Annotated in this window: 11 protein-coding genes; 6 read left to right on the forward strand and 5 right to left on the reverse strand. The window is 65.1% G+C overall.

Annotated elements, in window-relative coordinates:
- Nucleotides 1-293 precede the first annotated feature (293 nt).
- Entirely contained in the window at nt 294-854 is a 561-nt protein-coding gene (locus VT03_RS11390; protein WP_075093096.1) for a YqgE/AlgH family protein, read from the reverse strand.
- Between the two features lie 547 nt (nt 855-1,401).
- On the opposite strand from VT03_RS11390, the gene VT03_RS11395 reads away from it, so the two are divergent.
- Nucleotides 1,402-2,403 carry a cation diffusion facilitator family transporter gene (locus tag VT03_RS11395; RefSeq protein ID WP_075093097.1) on the forward strand — a complete coding sequence of 334 codons (1,002 nt, stop codon included), beginning with the start codon at nt 1,402-1,404 and terminating at the stop codon, nt 2,401-2,403.
- 267 nt (nt 2,404-2,670) lie between these two features.
- On the opposite strand, the gene VT03_RS11400 is transcribed toward VT03_RS11395, so the two are convergent.
- Nucleotides 2,671-3,585, reverse strand: a complete 915-nt coding sequence (locus tag VT03_RS11400) for a type II secretion system F family protein (protein ID WP_075093098.1) — start codon at nt 3,583-3,585, stop codon at nt 2,671-2,673.
- A gap of 410 nt (nt 3,586-3,995) precedes the next feature.
- The gene (locus VT03_RS11405; protein WP_075093099.1) at nt 3,996-5,870 is read right to left on the reverse strand and encodes an ABC transporter ATP-binding protein; all 1,875 of its coding nucleotides are present in this window, start codon (nt 5,868-5,870) and stop codon (nt 3,996-3,998) included.
- A gap of 1,044 nt (nt 5,871-6,914) precedes the next feature.
- Between VT03_RS11405 and aroA the strand changes: the two genes are divergently transcribed.
- From aroA to VT03_RS11425, 4 genes are all read left to right on the forward strand, one after another.
- Nucleotides 6,915-8,198, forward strand: a complete 1,284-nt coding sequence (gene aroA, locus VT03_RS11410; RefSeq protein ID WP_075093100.1) for a 3-phosphoshikimate 1-carboxyvinyltransferase — start codon at nt 6,915-6,917, stop codon at nt 8,196-8,198.
- A complete protein-coding gene (locus VT03_RS11415) occupies nt 8,198-9,691 on the forward strand; it encodes a transcription antitermination factor NusB (RefSeq protein WP_156514424.1) in 1,494 nt (497 codons plus the stop codon). Before aroA ends, VT03_RS11415 begins: the two co-directional genes overlap by 1 nt.
- Nucleotides 9,692-9,885: 194 nt before the next feature.
- Nucleotides 9,886-10,920, forward strand: coding sequence for a DUF1559 domain-containing protein (locus tag VT03_RS11420; RefSeq protein ID WP_075093102.1), 1,035 nt, complete (start codon nt 9,886-9,888; stop codon nt 10,918-10,920).
- 252 nt (nt 10,921-11,172) lie between these two features.
- Entirely contained in the window at nt 11,173-11,541 is a 369-nt protein-coding gene (locus VT03_RS11425; RefSeq protein WP_075093103.1) for an STAS domain-containing protein, read from the forward strand.
- A gap of 152 nt (nt 11,542-11,693) precedes the next feature.
- On the opposite strand, the gene VT03_RS11430 is transcribed toward VT03_RS11425, so the two are convergent.
- The gene (locus tag VT03_RS11430; RefSeq protein WP_082846134.1) at nt 11,694-12,368 is read right to left on the reverse strand and encodes a hypothetical protein; all 675 of its coding nucleotides are present in this window, start codon (nt 12,366-12,368) and stop codon (nt 11,694-11,696) included.
- Between the two features lie 374 nt (nt 12,369-12,742).
- Between VT03_RS11430 and VT03_RS11435 the strand changes: the two genes are divergently transcribed.
- On the forward strand, nt 12,743-13,630 hold the full coding sequence (locus VT03_RS11435; protein WP_156514425.1) for a class I SAM-dependent methyltransferase: 888 nt from the start codon (nt 12,743-12,745) through the stop codon (nt 13,628-13,630).
- A 353-nt stretch (nt 13,631-13,983) separates the two neighbouring features.
- Here the strand turns inward: VT03_RS11435 and VT03_RS11440 are convergent, their stop codons facing one another.
- A complete protein-coding gene (locus VT03_RS11440) occupies nt 13,984-17,466 on the reverse strand; it encodes an efflux RND transporter permease subunit (RefSeq protein WP_075093105.1) in 3,483 nt (1,160 codons plus the stop codon).
- Between the last annotated feature and the right edge of the window lie 6 nt (nt 17,467-17,472).

The raw sequence follows: 17,472 nt of genomic DNA on the forward strand, positions 1-17,472 counted from the left end.
TTAAACACCAAGACACGAAGAAGGCACCAAGGGCACAAAGGATGGCGTTGGGTCGAGGGATGCCTTTGTGGAACCGGCGGTGAGGACTCCCTTACATCTGACCGCCGGCTTTGCGGTCCCTGCGGGGTGGCGAGGGGGCATACGGCACGGTGTCCGCGCTTGGACACGCGCTCCTTCAGACAGTTCTCGACGGCCAGGCCTCCGGCGGGCAAGAGGGCGTTGCCCCCTTGCATCCCCCACCAGGGGTTACCCCCTGGACCCCGACTTAGGGGGCGCGATGGCGGCCTTGGCCGTCAGTTCCATTCTGGATGGTCGGTTGGATGCGGGAGGATGCGGTTCGACTGCTGGACCGCCATCACGAGGGTTTCCCAAACGACGTACGGGTCATCGTGGAAGACGATCTCCTCCGAGCCCGGGTAGGTGAACCAGTCGCCGCGCGAGATCTCTCCTTCGAGCTGTCCCGGGCCCCAGCCGGCGCAGCCGGAGTAGATCCGGAACTGGATGGCTCCCTTGTCCTCGGCGGTCTGCACGACCTGCTCGAAGACTTCGGCACTGCTGCCGACGAGGATGTCGGAGACGACCGCCTCTTCGCCCGGGTCGAGGAAGCTGGCGTTGTGGAGGATGAAGAGGGCCGCCGGTTCGACCGGTCCGCCGAGGTAGACGAAACTGTCGTCGTCCACTTCCATGTGGCCGGAGAGGGCGGACGAGACCGTCATGGACGATGGCCGATTGACCACCAGTCCCATCGAGCCTTCGTCGTTGTGTTCGACGAGGAGGACGGCGGTTTTGAAGAAGTTGCTGTCCCGCAGGTGCGGTTTGGCGATGAGAAACTGTCCCCGCAGCGAGTCCGACATGCACGCGATCCTGGTCTGGTCAGCACGCATCAGGAAGGACGAACAGGGTCGACGGTGATGACGTGGCAATCTTAGGCGAGTGTGCGACCAAGATGTAGTGGCACCCCAACATCGCTGACCCTGACAGGGGTCCAGGGGGCCACCCCTGGTGGGGGATGCAAGGGGGCAACGCCCCTTTGCCCGCCGGAGGCCTGGCCGTCGAGAGATGTCTGAAGGAGAGCGTGTCCAAACGCGGACGACGTGCCGTATGCCCCCTCACCAACCCGCTATGGCTTCAAAGCGAGTCGTGGAATCCTCAACGCCGGTCCCACAAAGGGGACGTCCGTTGCCTACCACGGTTCCTCACAGGAGTGCCTCCGGCGGCAAGGGGGCGTGGCCCCCTTGACCCCAGCCTGCCGTGGCACGTTGGGTTTGAGCTGTGCACGTCGTGCCGGCAAGGACGCGGGTTGAGCATTCCACCAATGAAAGCACTGGCCGGCGCGGGAGTCGACTCGCTACGCTCAAATGTGTCGTCAATGTCCCACCCGAACTGTCGCGACGCCTGCCAATGTCCGAGTCCGCACACGCCCCCGAAGGCTCTCCCGTGCGGATCGATCCGGTCGGCGCGGCATCGGAGTCTCACCATCACGCCGGGAAAGACCACTGCTGCCACGACCACGGGCCGCTCCCTGATGCAGCCGACGACCGAGCCCGGCGGCGGCTCGCGATAACGCTCGTCCTGATCGCCCTCTTCATGGTGGCGGAGTTCGTCGGCGGATGGTGGACCGGCTCGCTGGCTCTCATCGCCGACGCCGGCCACATGCTCTCCGACGCCGCGGCCCTCGCCATGAGCCTCTTCGCTGCCTGGATCGTCCGCCGCTCGCCCACGGAGCAGCGGACCTTCGGCTATCACCGCGCGGAAGTCCTCGTGGCCCTCGCCAACGGGGCGACGCTCTTCGCGGTCGCCGGCGGGATCTCGTTCGAGGCCTGGGAACGGTTCTCCGCCCCGCCGTCGCTCAACACGACCGGGATGCTGGTCATCGCGGTTCTGGGACTCGTCGTGAACCTCCTCGCTCTCGGGACGCTCCACGGCAGCCACACTCACGACATGAACACCCGAGGGGCGTGGTTGCATGTCATCGGAGACACCCTCGGCAGCGTGGCCGTCATCGCCGCCGCGATCCTGATCGGGATGACCGGTCAGAACTGGATCGACCCCGCAGTGTCGGTCGCCGTCAGCCTGCTGGTGCTGTTTTCCGCATGGCGGCTCGTCCGCGACGCCCTGCACGTCCTGATGGAATACGCCCCCTCGGAAGTCGAAGTCGCCGCGCTCCGCCGCGCGATCCTTTCCGAGCCGGGGATCATCGATCTTCACTGCCTCCACGTCTGGACGCTCGGCAGCGGGAAGCACGCTCTCTCGGCCCACGTCGTGGTGGAGTCGGGGACCGATTCCATGGCGAGCCTCGCGGCCCTCCAGAAACGGATCGAGCACGATTTCCCGATCGGGCACGTGACGATCCAGATCGAGCCCGAGGGGAGCGCGTGCGGCGGACACGCCCCGTGTATCTGAACGGACAACGCCACGGGAGGGCGAGGCTCCTGCCGAGCCGCGGCGGTGGCAAAAGCGGTCAAGTACCCCCTTTGCACCGCCTCGAACTTGTCTCGGATAGCCGACTCTCGAAAGCTCACGGGGGAGTCCCTCGCAGTTATTGGGCGCGTCTGGACCCTTCGCGGCTCAGCAGGAGCTTCGCCCTCCCGAGTTGTGGCGTTCACCTTTCCCGTACTCTGAGAGGCACGACCGACTTGCCCGACTTAGAGACTCGACCGCCGGGCCGGGCTACTCGCCGAACAGGCCGCCGTAGATGAAGTTCAGGATGAACGGCCCCAGGATCACGATGACGGTCGAGCCCATCACGAGGATCGCCGGCAGGAGCATCTTCACTCCCGCCTCGCCCGCGATCGTTTCGGCCCGCTGGGTCCGCTTGATCCGCAGCACGTCCGCCTGAGCGCGGAAGATGTGTGCCAGGGGGGAGCCGAGTTGTTCTCCCTGGATCATCGCCCCGATGATCGAAGTCAGCTCGTCGTCCTGCAGCCGCTCCCGCAGCCCTTCGAGGGCGGTGATGCGGCTCTTGCCCATGTTCATTTCGCCGAGGACGCGGCCGAACTCGACGCCGATCGGCTGCTGCCGGAACTCATGGACCGCTTCCTTGAGGCCGTTCAGGAAGGTCGAGCCGGCTTCCATCAGGAGCGTGAGCAGGTCGAGGAAGTAGGGGAGCTTCACCTTGATCCGCCACAGCCGGAGGGCCGCCTGTCGCGCCAGCCGTCGGCGAAGGAGAAACGCGATGACGATGGTCTGCATGACCCCGAGGAAGAGGCCGTAGCCGCCCATGAGGTTCCACCAGACGAAGGTCAGGGGGACCGAAATCAGGATTGACTGGATCTCGATGACTGCCAGCCATTCTTCCGCGGTCCAGGCTCGCGAGTGTCCCGCGGCCAGGAGTTCACGGCGGATGGCGGGGAACTGGTCGGCGAACCAGTTGGCGTTGAGTCGGCCGAGAGCGGAGACGAGCGGTTCGAAGAGGCGGAACCAAACGCTCTGGGCGCGGAGTTCCTCCAGGCGGGCAAGGCTGTAACGCCACTCCTGTGGTCCTTCTTCGGCCGCGGCGGTGCGGAAGGCGAGGGCGAGGATGGCGGCGGCTGCCCCGAAGCAGAGGCAGCCGAAGAGCATCAGTTCGATGGAGGATGTCGGCATCGGATCCGGCGGCGCGAGAGAGAGCCGTGACGTGGCTGCATCTTCGGGCTCGCGGCGCTGGAGTCAATTGAGCAGACGAACAACGTCCTTGCCGGCACGGCGATGCTACGTCAAACCCAATGTGCTACGGCAGCTGGGGTCAAGGGGGCGACCCCTTGCCGCCGGAGGCATTCCGGTGAGGAACCGTGGTAAGCAACGGATGTCCCCTTTGTGGTACCAGCGTTGAGGACTCACCGCTCGCCCTGGAATCCCCGGCGGGTTGGAGAGGGGGCATCCGGCACGGTGTCCGCGCTTGGACACGCGATCCTTCAGACATCTCTCGACGGCCAAGCCTCCGGCGGGCAAAGGGGCGTTGCCCCTCTGCACTCCCCACCAGGGGTTACCCCTGGACCCCGGTACTTGGGTAGCCGCTAACAGGGTTGGAGTTCAGCCTGCGCTTCTTGCGGTTCCAACGGATCGTCAATCCCGATCTCGCCCGAACGCACCAGACAACTGAACACACCACCCGCCCGAACCAGATCGTCGTACTGACCTTCCTCCACAATCCGACCCCGGTCAAACACCAGGATCCGGTCACAATCCTTCAACGTCGAAAGCCGGTGGGCAATGATGATCGTCGTCCGGTCCGCACCCGTAATCCCCAGCGACCGTTGCACAAAACGCTCGCTGATGTTGTCGAGCGCACTCGTCGCCTCATCCAGAATCAACAGCGGGTAGTGACGAAGAAGGATGCGGGCCAGAGCCAGTCGCTGACGCTGCCCACCCGAGAGGTTGTTCCCCCGCTCGACAACCGTCGCGTTGTAGCCCCCCGGCATCGCCATGATCTCGTCATGCAGGTTGGCCATTTTGGCCGCCCGCTGGATGTGCTCGTCATCCACCTCGCCGTTGCCGTAAACAATGTTCTCCCGGATCGTGCCGGAAAACACGAACGGGTTCTGCCCGACATACCCGGCGATCCGCGCCAACTCCGCGCGGGAGACCCGCTCCAGAGGCTGACCGTCCAGGAACACCTGTCCCCCCGCCGGCGGAATGAGACGGAGCAGGACCTTGATCCACGTCGACTTGCCGGAGCCCGAAGGACCTGCGACGCCGATCGTTTCCCCGTGATTGATGTTGAGCGAGACGCCGCTGAGCGCCCGCTTGATCGAGCCGTCCGAGGCCCGGTAGTCGCAAACGAGATTGTTGACCCGGATGGCCGGCCGCCCCGGTGTGAACCGGACGATGGCGTTGTTGCGGGCCTCGACGAACGACGGATCGACCGGCTCGCGAAGCATCTCCACCAGGTCGCCGACCCGCAGGCTCGCCTCGTGCCCTTCATCCATCACGCGGTGAATTTCGTTCAGCGGAGCCATCACGCTCAGGAACAGGACGGAGAACGCCAGAACGTCCCCCATGCTGATCGACCCGTTGATCGCCAGGAACGTCGCCACCGCCAGGATGACGATGTGGAAGAACCCTTCATTGAGCGCCTTGCCGCTCCCGAAGAGCGACATCTCGAAGTGATGGCGGACTTCGCGGCGACGGCGCTTTTCGGTGGCGACAGCGAGCCGCTGAACTTCGAGCGGGACGGTGTTCGCGACCCGGATGTACTCGGCACCGCCGAGCTGTTCGACGATGGTGCCGTCGATCTCTTCGGCGTCCCGCATCAGGGTCAGGCGGACCCCCTTCTGGGAGGCGAGCTGCCGCATCGTGAGCCACACCGCGAGGGGGGCCACGCCCAGCATCACGAAACCGATGAGCGGATGCTTCGTGACCGCGGCCAGGAGCGCGAACATCCCGGTGAACAGCGCCGGGAGACAGTCGAGGAACATCAGCCGCAGGTAACGGACGAGTCCGTCGACACTGCGGAAGATGCGGCCGTGGAGCGCGCCGATCTTCTCGGAGGAGAAGGTCGTCATCGGAATCCGGAGCAGGTGCCCGACGACGCGGGTCTGCATGTCGCGGTTGATGGCGGCCGCCGTCCCTTCGACAAGGCGGCGGCGGAGGACGTTGAACGCTTCGCGAAGGACATAAATGATGGCAATCGCGCCCAGAATTCGCGCAGCGTTGAGCCACATTTCGTGCTTCGGGAGCGACGTTTGCAGACCGCGCTGCGCGCTGTCCATCAGGGCTCCGAGCAGGATGGCTGTCCCAGCGTTGGCGGCGCTGGTGAGCATCATGAGCAGGCCGGCAGCCCCGAGGGCGGCTTTCCGGGAGACGGGGACGAGTTTCCAGACCTGCTGCCCCCGTTGGGCGAGTAGCTGCATCTCCTTTGCCAGTCCACGCTTCTTGTCGGCCGCTTCCATTGGAGTCTGATGTTGAGGAGGGACAAACTCTCGCATCGTCCCGAGGCGCCGCTATCGAACCGCCGGCTGGTGGCCACCGCGCTCTTGGGGCGGTGTGCCAAGGAAGGACGGGCAATCAGGTTGATGGACCTGTGACCGTGATCTCCGCATCTCGGCGGAAGTGTAATCAGGAGATGCGGCGTGCCGGGGGGATGCAAACGTGATGCCGACCATTTTCCCACCGGTGGATGCCGACGGTAAGGGGCAGAGTGCGAAACGGGGCAGTGTTTTGCTGCGGCGAATACGGCACCCAGAAACGTCAGTTGATGGGAGGGGGCCCGGATGGGGGAAATGGCGAAGAAGTTGCGGTGTCTTGAATGACAAAGGTGGATTGTGAAGTTGGGAAGAAGCGTCGTTGGATCACGCCTGGGGAGCAGTGAGAGCGATTGGCATCCAGGGGCGCGCCTTGGTTTGCGGGAGCGTGCCGATAGAGAGTTGTCGGGACAACAAAGGGGGATATTCACGGAATGGTAGTCAGACATCGCCCCTTTCAACCGGGGTCCAGGGGGTAACCCCTGGTGGGGAGTGCAGAGGGGCCTGTGTTGTTTTCTTGGCCCTTTGCCCGCCGGAGGCCTGGCCGTCGGGAGATACCTGAAGGAGAACGTGTCCAAGCGCGGACAACGTGCCGGATGCCCCCTCACCTAAAACGCGGGGATTGCAAAGCGAGCGATGTCGATTGAGAGAGTCCTCAACGCGGGTCCCGCAAAGGGGACATCCGTTGTGTCCCACGGTTCCTCATGGAAGTACCTCCGGCGGCAAGGGGGCCAAAAGACAACGCAGCCCCCCTTGACCCCAGGCTGCCGTCGCACAATGGGTTTGAGCAAGCACAGCCGTGCCGGCGAGGAGGCGGGAGGGCAAAGCCTTTCGCCACTTTCACCTTCAACGACCACAATTCAGCAAATGCGCCCCACTGGAGGTTCGTTCCCGGCCGCGCGTCGTCATCCGCGACTCCGACCGGTATGATCCGCGATTCGCCATCGGACTCACGGAAAGCTTCACTTCGTCATGTCGGAATCGCTGGAAATCCTGCCAGTCTCAAAACCTGTGACGGGAAGGATTCGTCCACCGGGATCCAAAAGTCTGACCAATCGCGCGCTGATCCTCGCGGCGCTGGCGGAAGGGCCGTCGCATCTCTCCGGAGTTCTCGACAGCCGCGACACGCAGGTCATGGTCGAGAGCCTGCGGCGCCTGGGGATTGCGGTCGAGCAGGACCTCACGGCACGGACGATCGACGTCGCGGGATGCGGCGGGCGGATTCCGGCCGCAGGAGCGGACCTGTATCTGGAAAACAGCGGAACGAGCATCCGGTTCCTGACGGCCCTCTGCAGTCTCGGCGAGGGACGGTTCCGCCTCGATGGCAATGCCCGGATGCGGGAGCGACCGATCGCCCCCCTCGTCGAAGCGCTCCGGGGCGCGGGGGTCGAGGCCCGGTGTGAACTCGGCGGCGACTGTCCGCCGGTGGTGATCGAGGCGCACGGGCTGAAGGGGGGCGACGTCCGGGTCTCCGGGAACCTGTCGAGCCAGTATCTCAGCGCCCTCCTGATGTCCGCACCGGGTGCCCGGTCGGACGTCCGCCTGACAGTCGAGGGCGAATTGGTGTCGCGTCCCTACGTGGACATGACCATCCGCAACATGGAGCAGTTCGGCGCCGAAGTGACCGAGCCGACCGAGAACGTGTTTGTGATCCGTTCCCGACCTTACAGTGGCTGCCGCTACGACATCGAACCCGATGCATCGGCGGCGAGCTACTTCTTCGGACTGGCGGCGGTGACGGGCGGAACGATCACGGTCGAGGGGCTGTCGAAGGAGGCGCTCCAGGGGGACGTCGCCTTCGTCGAGGCACTCGCCCGGATGGGCTGTCAGGTCGAGTACGGCACCAGCGAGATCACGGTTCGCGGCGGGAAGCTCAAGGGCGTCGATATCGACATGAACGCGATTTCCGACACGGCCCAGACCCTGGCGTGCGTTGCTGTCTTCGCAGACGGTCCGACCCGGATCCGGAACGTCGCCCACATGCGGCTCAAGGAGACGGACCGCGTTGTGGCGGTCGTGATCGAACTCCGCCGCCTCGGCCTGACAGTGGAGGAGTTTCCGGACGGCCTGGAGATTCATCCGGGCCCCATCCAGCCCGCGACGGTCCATACCTACGACGATCACCGCATGGCCATGAGCTTCTCGCTCATCGGGACCCGCGTCCCGGGAGTCCGGATCGCGGACCCCGGCTGCACGGCCAAGACCTACCCGGACTACTTCGTCGATCTCGAACGTCTTTGCCGGGGGGCTCGCTGATGCGCGATCCTCGATGGCGACCCGCTCGTTCCGGATCTGACGACTCGCCGACTCGGCCGCCTGAACTCTGGACGGGCCGCCGGCTCGCGCTCAATGCCCTCGTCGAGTTCGAGCGAAACCGGACATTCGTGGCCGATGCGCTGGAAGAACTCTTCGACGAGACGGGAGCGAGCGGCCAGGAGCGCGGCTTCGCGACCGAACTCGCCAACGGCTGTGTCCGGCGGATGATCACCCTCGATCTGCTGATTGAGCCGTGCGTCAGCCGGCCGCGGGAGAACATCGAGGACGGGCTCTGGATCCTCCTGCGGCTGGGGGTGTACCAGCTCCTGTTCATGCGCGGCCTCGCGCCGCACGCCGCCGTCCACGAGACGGTCGAACTGGCGAACATCATCGGCATGCCCCGCTGGCAGGGGATGGTGAACGCCGTCCTGCGCCAGGTGCAGCGGACCTTCATTCCGGAGGGGGGCCTCGATGAGCGGCAGATCGCCGGAGTCGAAAACCTGACACCCGACCTGTTGGTAACCGGCTTCCGCGAGGTCTCGTCGGGGGCCGAGGGGGGCGAGTCCCGGATCGTCTACGACGCGCTGCGGCTCCGCGAGCCGCTGGGGGGAGATCCGCGTCGGGACCTCGTGGCGTATCTCGCGCGAACTCTCAGCTATCCCGAGTGGCTCGTCGGCCGGTGGCGGACCGCTCATGGGGAGGAAGAGGCGCTTCGGCTCGGCGCGTGGTTCAATACGCCGGGCATCATGAGCCTGCGGGTCAACCTGCTGCGGACCGATCGCGAGACGGTTCTCCAGGAACTCGCTTCAAGGGCGATCGCGGCGCGGGCTGGCGACCTCCCCGAGTCGATCGTCCTCGAGAGTTCGATCCCGCTGGCGGGGTTCGGTCCGTTCCAGCGCGGCGAGGTGACCGTTCAGGACGTCTCGGCGATGGGAGCCGCGCGGCTCCTCGATCCTCAACCGGGTGAGAGGGTGTGGGACGTTTGTGCCGCCCCTGGCGGAAAGACGACGCACCTGGCCGAACGGATGCGGAACGAGGGGAGCGTCCTGGCGACCGACATCAATCCCCCGCGGGTCTGGCAGGTGAGTTCGGCCGCCGAACGGCTGGGGCTGACGAACGTCGCGAGCCGTCTGATGTCCCCGGAGTCCTATGACGCGCCGACCGAGCAGTTCGACGCGATCCTCCTGGACGTCCCCTGCTCCAATACCGGAGTTCTGGGGAAGCGCCCCGAAGTCCGCTGGCGGCTCTCTCCCTCCGAATTCAGCGAGCTGACGGTTTTACAGCGGCGGCTGCTGGACCTGGGGATCTCGCGCCTTCGCCCGGGGGGGCGCCTCCTCTATTCGACCTGTAGCATCGAGCCGGAAGAAGACGGGCTGCTCATCCGGAACGCTCTCGGGGCTCACCCCGATCTGTCGCTGCGGACCGAGCAATTCCACCGCCCCGGTCGCCCCGGAGACGGCGGATATCAGGCGTTGATCGTTCGGGCAGGTTAGGGCTCGTTTAGTTGAGTACGGCGGATTATTGGCCGGACAAGGCGATTTTGCGTCCTTTCTGGGTCGTCCTGCGCGGCAAATGATTACGGAAATGCAAGCAAAAGTGGCCGGCACGGTGGATGCATAACGGTTTCGTCAGCTAGTGGGTCATCGTGACCAGCGGCCATTTGCTTCCCTCCGGCTCCCCCCCTGCCATGACACAGCAACGCCCCCGTTCCGCGCGCGGATTCACCCTCATCGAACTCCTGGTCGTGATCGCGATCATCGCCGTCCTGGTCGCGATCCTCCTGCCGGCCGTGCAACAGGCGCGGGAAGCGGCCCGCCGCTCGCAGTGTCAGAACAACCTCAAGCAGCTCGGATTGGCGGTCGCGAACTACAGCTCGACCTACTCCCTCATTCCCCCCGCCGCCTGCCTGCCGACCGGGGGAGCGACCACCAATAACTCCTCGTGGGGCGTCCATGGACGGCTCCTGCCATTCCTCGACCAGGCCGCCGCCTTCAACCGGGCGGATCTGGCGATCGCGTGGGACAATTCCATCAACTTCGACGCGGTCAACAACACCCGCGTTCCGGTCTACACCTGCCCGAGCGATCCCAAAGGGATGACACTCCGGGCCGAGACCGGCAAGCCGACCCTCCAGCCGACGACCTACGGCTTCAACTACGGGACCTGGCCGGTCTTCAATCCGACGACTGGCCCCCTGAGCGACGGGGCATTCTTCCCGAACTCCAAGATCACCGAGACCGACATCAAGGACGGGACCAGCAACACCCTGATGGCCTCCGAAGTCCAGGCCTGGACCCCTTACGGCCGCAACGCCGCCGCTTCGCCGACCACGACCCCCAACTCGATGGCTGAGGTCCAGACGCACGTCAATGCCGGGATCACGGCCGACCCCAAGGGGACGGGCCACACGGAGTGGCCGGACGGCCGCGTCCACCACAGCGGCTTCACGACCGTCCTGACGCCGAACACGCAGGTCCCGTGCAGCTTCGGCGGCGTGAACTACGCGACCTGCGACTACAACTCGTGGCAGGAAGGACGCGTTGCCAGCATGATGTCGAACCCGACCTACGCGATCATTACTTCGCGGAGCTGGCACACCGGGATGGTCAACTCGGTCTTCATGGACGGTTCCGTGCGGTCCATCGGAGAGAACCTCGACATCACGGTCTGGCGCGCCATGGGGACCCGAATGGGATCCGAGAAGGTCTCCGTTTCCCCGTGAGTTCGATCCGCACCGGGCCGGCGGGGCCGATTGCGAACCCTTCAGGAAGGTCTCGCGAAATCGCTCGTGGCCGTGGAAGGCTGTCGGGAGGGAGAGGGGCCGCCACGGAAAACGCGGTGAAACCCTCCCGGCCCCGATCCCTCCGGACGCAAAATGGAGGTGTCGCTCTCCGCCATCGGGTCCAGCTGATTGACATAAGTCTTGGCGCGAGTAGCATTGACGTCACGAGTTCCGCACTCGCGAGATGACGAAATGGCCCCCACGAAGAAGCCGGACATTCTCACCCAGGACGGCGTGACCATCGTCGAGTTTGGCCCGACCTTCGAGCGGATTTCTGAAGATTCCATCCCCGCGGCATCGGAAGCGCTCATTCAGGCCGCCGGCGGCGAGAACTCCAAGGTCGTCATCGACCTCTCTCAGACGCAGTTCTTCGGCTCCTCGTTCATCGAGGCCCTGTTCCGCGGCTGGAACAAGCTCAAGACCCGCCCGGATGCGGCCTTTGTCCTGTGCGGCCTGACGGATTACTGCCGGGAGGTTCTTGAGGTCACGAACCTCAACCGGCTCTGGCCGACCTATCCGGACCGGGCCACGGCAATCAACGCGCTGGCAAAGCCGACGTAGCGGCCCTCTCCAAATTTGCCGTTCGACCGCTCCGATGACTGAGGAGCGGTACGGACGCGGCAGGATGAAGGGAACCCGGCGATCCCGCATAAGACGGAGCGCGCGGTCGAATCACTGCGGATTCGCACTTCCCCTTCGGCTCGAATGTCCGTTTAGGACTTGGCGGAGGCGGACTGCGGGAGACGCAGCACCGAGGCGGCGCGGTCAATCTCGGCTGTCGTCAGCAGCCCGGCTGCGTTGGCGCGGAACGACGGTGAGACGTACCACCGGCCGAGCGCGTCGAACATGCACTCGCACGCGTCTTCGGCGATGCCGAACTTGGCCTTGAGCGGGCGGGCTTCGTCCGGCGGGATGTCGAGGAACTGGCTGATCAGGAGGAAGTCCCCCTGGTTCGACAGATTGAAGTGGAGCGCCTCGAGATCGCTGCTCGTCTTGGCGGTGATGTTCATCGCGACGGGGCGCGGGCCCGTCCGGAAGAACCGCTTCGCCGTCGTCTGCTCGACCTTCACGATCCGGGCCGCGGTCTCGCAGGCGGCGTAGATGACGCTTTCATCCAGCAGGTCGGCCCGGTGCTGGTCGTTCGCGCAGTGCCGGCTCCAGGTCGTCACCAGGATGTCAAGCTGGACGTGGGGCGGGACCATCCGGAGGAACGGGACCTCCGTCAGGAACCCGAAGGACGAATCGGTCGACATTCCGACCTGGTCCGCCAGCGAGATCCGCTCGAGCGTGTCGAAGAACGCCACGCGGAAAGCGAGGTAGGTCAGGTCGCTGGAAGGCAACACGTCTTGGCTGATCTGGAGCATGCGAGCGATGTTGGCAAAGGACATTCCTCAATTCAAGCACTTGTTCCGCGGCGAAACTTGAATGACATAACCCAAGCCGTCACAAGCTCCTATGACGCGGACAGCTTCTCTGGTCTTCGCAGCTGATCCATTTCCCGCTGTTGCCAAAGTTCAACATTTGAAACAGACGTTGACCGAATGCACCACGCGGAAATCTCTGTCTCGTGCGTCTCACGGGAGCCGGGAAGCGATGGGGATCGGGTGGGCGGCCGGTCATAGCGGCGCGGGGGAGAAGGAACCCGAGCATCGGCGAGCCGAAGCCGGTTCGGGGCTCGACCGCGGAATTCCGAGGCCGATATAAGCGCTTGACGGCGGGACCGACCCGCCGCAGTGAAACGCGGGCTTGGCGGGTGAGCGACGTGAGCGAATCGATCTCGGTGACAGCCTCTTACAACGGTTCCAACGCGGTCTACCGCATCCTGCGGGACTCGAGCTGGGGACCGGCTCTCATGAACCTGGGCTGGTTCACGTTCCGTGGTCCGATGGGGTTCATGAACCTGACCACGAACCTCTGCGACCTGCAGCGGTCGCTGGCCTATCGGTCCATCGGCCTGATGGAGGTTCGCGAGGCTCAGAAGGTTCTCGACATCGCCTGCGGCCGCGGGATGACGAGCTACATGATCCGGCGGATGCATCCCTCGTCGAATGTGACGGGGCTCGATCTGCTTCCTGAGAACATTCAGATTGGCCGGAACCTGTTCGGGAGTCAGCCGGGGCTCGAGTACACCCAGGGGGACGCGACGAATCTGCCGTTTCCGGACGGCTCGTATGACCGGATCCACTGTCTGGAGGCGGCGTTCCACTTTCCGAATCGCGACCGGTTCCTGGCGGAGTCGGCCCGCGTGCTGCGTGCCGGCGGGCGGATGGTTGTGATCGACTTTGTGTGGGGGAAAGAGGCGTACCGCGAGCAGCGGATGAGCCCGGCGGGGAAGGTTGTCCGTGAGATCTGGCAGTGGGAGGATCTCTTTACGCTGGAGGAGTATCGCGGTTATGCCGAGAAGGCGGGGATGACGCTGAAGGCGAACTTTGACTGGACGAACCGCGTCTCGACGCCGAACACGCGGCTGCTGGAATCGCTGATCTGGCTGAAGAAGCGGGGGTGGGGGAAGCGGGCGATGGAGCATATGAACCCACTGCTGAAGAGTGTTTCCGAGCAGGACTGGCAGGAACTGGAGGAGGCGGCGAAGGCGCATAGGACGATGGAGCCGTACTGCGTCTACTCGGCGATGGTCTTCGAGAAGCGCTAGTGAACCGCGTCCTTGCCGGAACGACGTCATAGCTCAAACCCAATGTGCCACGGCAGCTGGGGTCAAGGGGGTCTCACCCCCTTGCCGCCGGAGGCGCTTCCATGAGGAACCGTGGGACGCAACGGATGCCCCCTTTTGTGGCACCGGCGCTGAGGACTCACCGCTCGCTCTGCAATCCCCGCGGGTTAGTCGGGGGGCATCCGACACGTCGTCCGCGTTTGGATATGTGCTCCTTCAGAGAGGCCCCTACGAGACGGGCCTCCGGCGGGCAAGGGGGTGTGACCCCCTTGCATCCCCCACCAGGGTGCCCCCTGGACCCGGTGGGGGGAGATTGGCCCGCCAACACTCATACCTCAGTGCTCCATTGCCGCCACGGCAGGCGGTTCCCGACGCCCGTAGAAGCTGTAGAGAACCGGGATCAGATTGAGGAACAACAGCGTCATCGTCATCCCCCCCACGACGACAATCGCCAGCGGCCGCTGCGTCTGAGAACCAATCTTCGTCGCAATCGCCGCGGGAATCATTCCAAAGATCGCGGTCAGCACGGTCATGGTCAGCGGCCGGACCGACGTCGCCACCCCTTCCCGGATCGCAGCCCCCAGCTCCATCGCCCGGAAACGCCGCGCATTGAAGGCGGAGACGAGAATCAAACCGTTCATCATCCCCACCCCCAGGATCGAGATGAACCCCAGCCCGGCCGAGATATTGAAGTTGAGGCCGGTCAGCAGCAGAGCCCAGATCCCGCCGACGCAGATCACGACGACGTTGGTCAGGACCGCGAAGACATCGAGCAGCGAGCGGAGCGCGAGATAGAGGATCACGACGATCAACATCATTGCCAGCGAGGCCACGACCGCCAGCCGGTGGATCGCCGCCTGCATCTCCTCGAACTCGCCGGACCACTCGGCTCGATAAGGAGCGGTCAGCACCTTCTCGGTCTTCTGCTGGGCCTCGCGGACCGCGCCGGCGAGGTCCCGCCCGCGGACACTGAACTTGACCGCGATCAGCCGCTGTCCCTGCTCGCGGAAGATCGTCGAGGCGCCGCTCCGGGTGAACGGGGCTGAGGGATCCCGCTCCCCCTTCTCGTTGAGCGGAGTCACGAGGTCACGAAGCCGCCGCCGCGGAACGACCGAGGGGAGCGGCGTATCGGTGCTGCCGGTGACCGCCGGCGGGGAGCTCGACGTCCCGGCCAGCGGAATGCCTCCCTGGTGGCCGTCGGTCTCGGGGACGACCCGGTTCTTGAGGACATCGACCGGGATGTCGAGGATCTGCTGCTCATCCGCCCTGAGCCGCGCCGGCCAGCGGAGCGTGATGTCGAAGGTCTTCTCCCCTTCGACCATCTGCGAGAACGCCTTGCCCCCGACCGCCGTCGCCAGCGCGTTCTGAACGTCCGTAATGCTCACGTTCCACTTGGCGCACTTGTCGCGGTCGATCGAGAACTCGAGGTTCGTCTGCCCCATGATGCTGAAGACGCCCACGCTCTCGATACCGCGGATCGTCCGGAGGACGTCCGCCATCTCGGCCGCCCGCAGCTCCAGCTCGTGCAGGTCCGGCCCGAAGATCTTTACCGAGTTCTCCCCCTTTACGCCTGAGAGAGTCTCCATGACGTTGTCCCGGATGCTCTGGGAAAAATTCCAGTCGACGCCGACGACTGCGGAGTCGAGGTCCCGCTGCATCGACTCGACGAGCTCGATCTTGTGGCGGGGGCGCTTCGGCCAGAAGAACCGCGTCCAACCCGTCTCGTTCTCCGACTTCGGCCACTGCTCCTCCCGCTTGAGCGGAACGAACAGCTCGGCATTGTAGAAGCCGGTCGGGTCGGTCCCGTCGTCGGGACGGCCGAGCTGCGACAGGACCGCCCGAACCTCGGGGTACTGTCCGAGTTTGCGCTGGGCGGCCACGACCTGGTCGGCGACCTCGTCGAGCGACACGCCGGGAGGAAACGTGCCGCGGATGTAGACGTTCCCTTCTTCGAGCTCCGGCATGAACTCCTGGCCGAGGTACGGGAGGGCGAGTCCCGTTGTCAGGAGCAGGCCGCCGAAGATCGCCATCACGAGGCCGCGGTGGGCGAGGGCGAAATCGAGCTGCCGCAGGTAGAGGCGCTTGATCGACCGGACGAGGATGTTCTCCTTGATCTCCCGCGTGCCGGCGAGCAGCATCCGGCACAGCACCGGAGAGAGGGTCAGCGCCAGGATCAGGGCCCCTGCCAGCGCGAAGGCGTAGGCGTCCGCCATCGGCCCGAAGATCTGTCCTTCCGGGCCCCCCATGGTGAACAGGGGGAGGAGGGCGCAGACCATGATCAGCGTGGAAAAGAACAGGCTCCGCTGGACTTCACCGGCGGCCGTGATGATCCGGTCCGAGACGCTGTGCTCCGCCTCGGCCGGTGCGCTGAGGTGCCGGAAGATGCACTCCACCATGATGACCGAGGAGTCGACGATGATCCCGAAGTCGACTGCCCCCAGGGACAGCAGGTTGGCCGAGCGGCCCCGCAGGTAGAGGAGAGCGAAGGCGAACATCAGCGCCAGCGGGACGTTGATCGCCACGATGAACGCCGCCCGCAGATGGTTCAGGAACACGAACAGGATCAGAGCTACCAGCACCATCCCGACGACCAGGTTCTCGTGGACCGTCTCGGTCGTGCGGTGGATGAGGTTTGTCCGGTCGTCGAAGACCTCGACCTTGACCCCCGGCAGGAGCTTGCCCGTGCCGGTGTTGAGCTCCTGGACCTTGGCCTCGACGTCCGCCAGCGCGGGGAGCGACTGTTCTCCTTTGCGGAGCAGCACGACTCCCTGGACGACATCCGGCCGCTCGGTCCACTGGCGGTTCCCCTTTTCATCCAGGACTTCCTTGCCGTCCGGATCGACCACCGGCAGCGAGACGCCGATCCGTCCGTTCCGCGTGTGGCTTCCGACGAGGACCCCTTCGGCGGTGTCGTGGTCCTCGGGCCGGGCCTGTCCGCCGTCGACGATGTCGCCGACGCGGATCGGGACGTTGTTCGTCGTCGCCAGTGTGATCTGCCGGATCTCGTGCAGCCGCCGCCTCTCTTCGGCCCGCAGGATGTCGCGGGCCTCCTGGGGATCTTTGAGCGACAGGACTTTCGCGGCCGGATCGACGCCGTCCCCCAGCAGACCCAGGCCGCGGACGACCTGCACGGAGTGCGGCTGGAGCAGGTAGTCGCCGCCGGCGTTCATGTTGCTGTTGGTGATCGCGCTTTCGAGCTGGTCGAGTGTTATGTCGAACCGCCGCAGCCGATCCGGGTCGGGCTGGACCTCGTAGCGTTTCACGCGGCCGCCAAAGCTGACGACGTCCGCCACCCGCGGCACCCGACGGAATTCGCGTTCAAGCGTCCAGTCCTGGAGCGACTTGAGGTCGGAGAGGGTGTAGATCGGCTCTCCCCGTTCGTCGACCGGGTTCCGCAGGACATAGCGGTAGATCTCGCCCACGGGGGAGGTCGGGGCGATCTCGGGCTTCACACCGTCGGGAAGGTCCGCCATCGCCAGGCGGTTCAGGACCTCGATCCGGGCGTCTTTGTAGTTCGTGGCGTAGTCGAACTGGTTGCGGAGGTGCGCCAGGCCGAAGAGCGACTTGCTGCGGGTTGATTTCAGCCCCGGCATCCCGGCCAGGACGACTTCGAGCGGTGTCGTCACCTGCCGCTCGACCTCCTCGGCCGACGCGCCGGGGTACTGGGCCACGACCTCGATGATCGCCGGGGCGGGGTCGGGGTAGGCCTCGACGTTGATGTTGATGAAGGCGTAACCACCGACCGCAATCAGCGCGATGGTCAGGAGGAGTACGACGAGCCGGTTGCCGACTGCCCACTTGACGAGTGACTCGAGCATGGTGGG

The organism is Planctomyces sp. SH-PL14 (assembly GCF_001610835.1).
In the GTDB taxonomy this organism is placed as follows: domain Bacteria; phylum Planctomycetota; class Planctomycetia; order Planctomycetales; family Planctomycetaceae; genus Planctomyces_A.

Excerpts from the sequence above, each read along its gene's own strand:
- VT03_RS11390 (WP_075093096.1), bottom strand. The coding sequence starts at position 854 with ATGTCGGACTCGCTGCGGGGACAGTTTCTCATCGCCAAACCGCACCTG.
- VT03_RS11395 (WP_075093097.1), top strand. The coding sequence starts at position 1,402 with ATGTCCGAGTCCGCACACGCCCCCGAAGGCTCTCCCGTGCGGATCGAT.
- VT03_RS11400 (WP_075093098.1), bottom strand. The coding sequence starts at position 3,585 with ATGCCGACATCCTCCATCGAACTGATGCTCTTCGGCTGCCTCTGCTTC.
- VT03_RS11405 (WP_075093099.1), bottom strand. The coding sequence starts at position 5,870 with ATGGAAGCGGCCGACAAGAAGCGTGGACTGGCAAAGGAGATGCAGCTA.
- aroA (WP_075093100.1), top strand. The coding sequence starts at position 6,915 with ATGTCGGAATCGCTGGAAATCCTGCCAGTCTCAAAACCTGTGACGGGA.
- VT03_RS11415 (WP_156514424.1), top strand. The coding sequence starts at position 8,198 with ATGCGCGATCCTCGATGGCGACCCGCTCGTTCCGGATCTGACGACTCG.
- VT03_RS11420 (WP_075093102.1), top strand. The coding sequence starts at position 9,886 with ATGACACAGCAACGCCCCCGTTCCGCGCGCGGATTCACCCTCATCGAA.
- VT03_RS11425 (WP_075093103.1), top strand. The coding sequence starts at position 11,173 with ATGGCCCCCACGAAGAAGCCGGACATTCTCACCCAGGACGGCGTGACC.
- VT03_RS11430 (WP_082846134.1), bottom strand. The coding sequence starts at position 12,368 with ATGTCCTTTGCCAACATCGCTCGCATGCTCCAGATCAGCCAAGACGTG.
- VT03_RS11440 (WP_075093105.1), bottom strand. The coding sequence starts at position 17,466 with ATGCTCGAGTCACTCGTCAAGTGGGCAGTCGGCAACCGGCTCGTCGTA.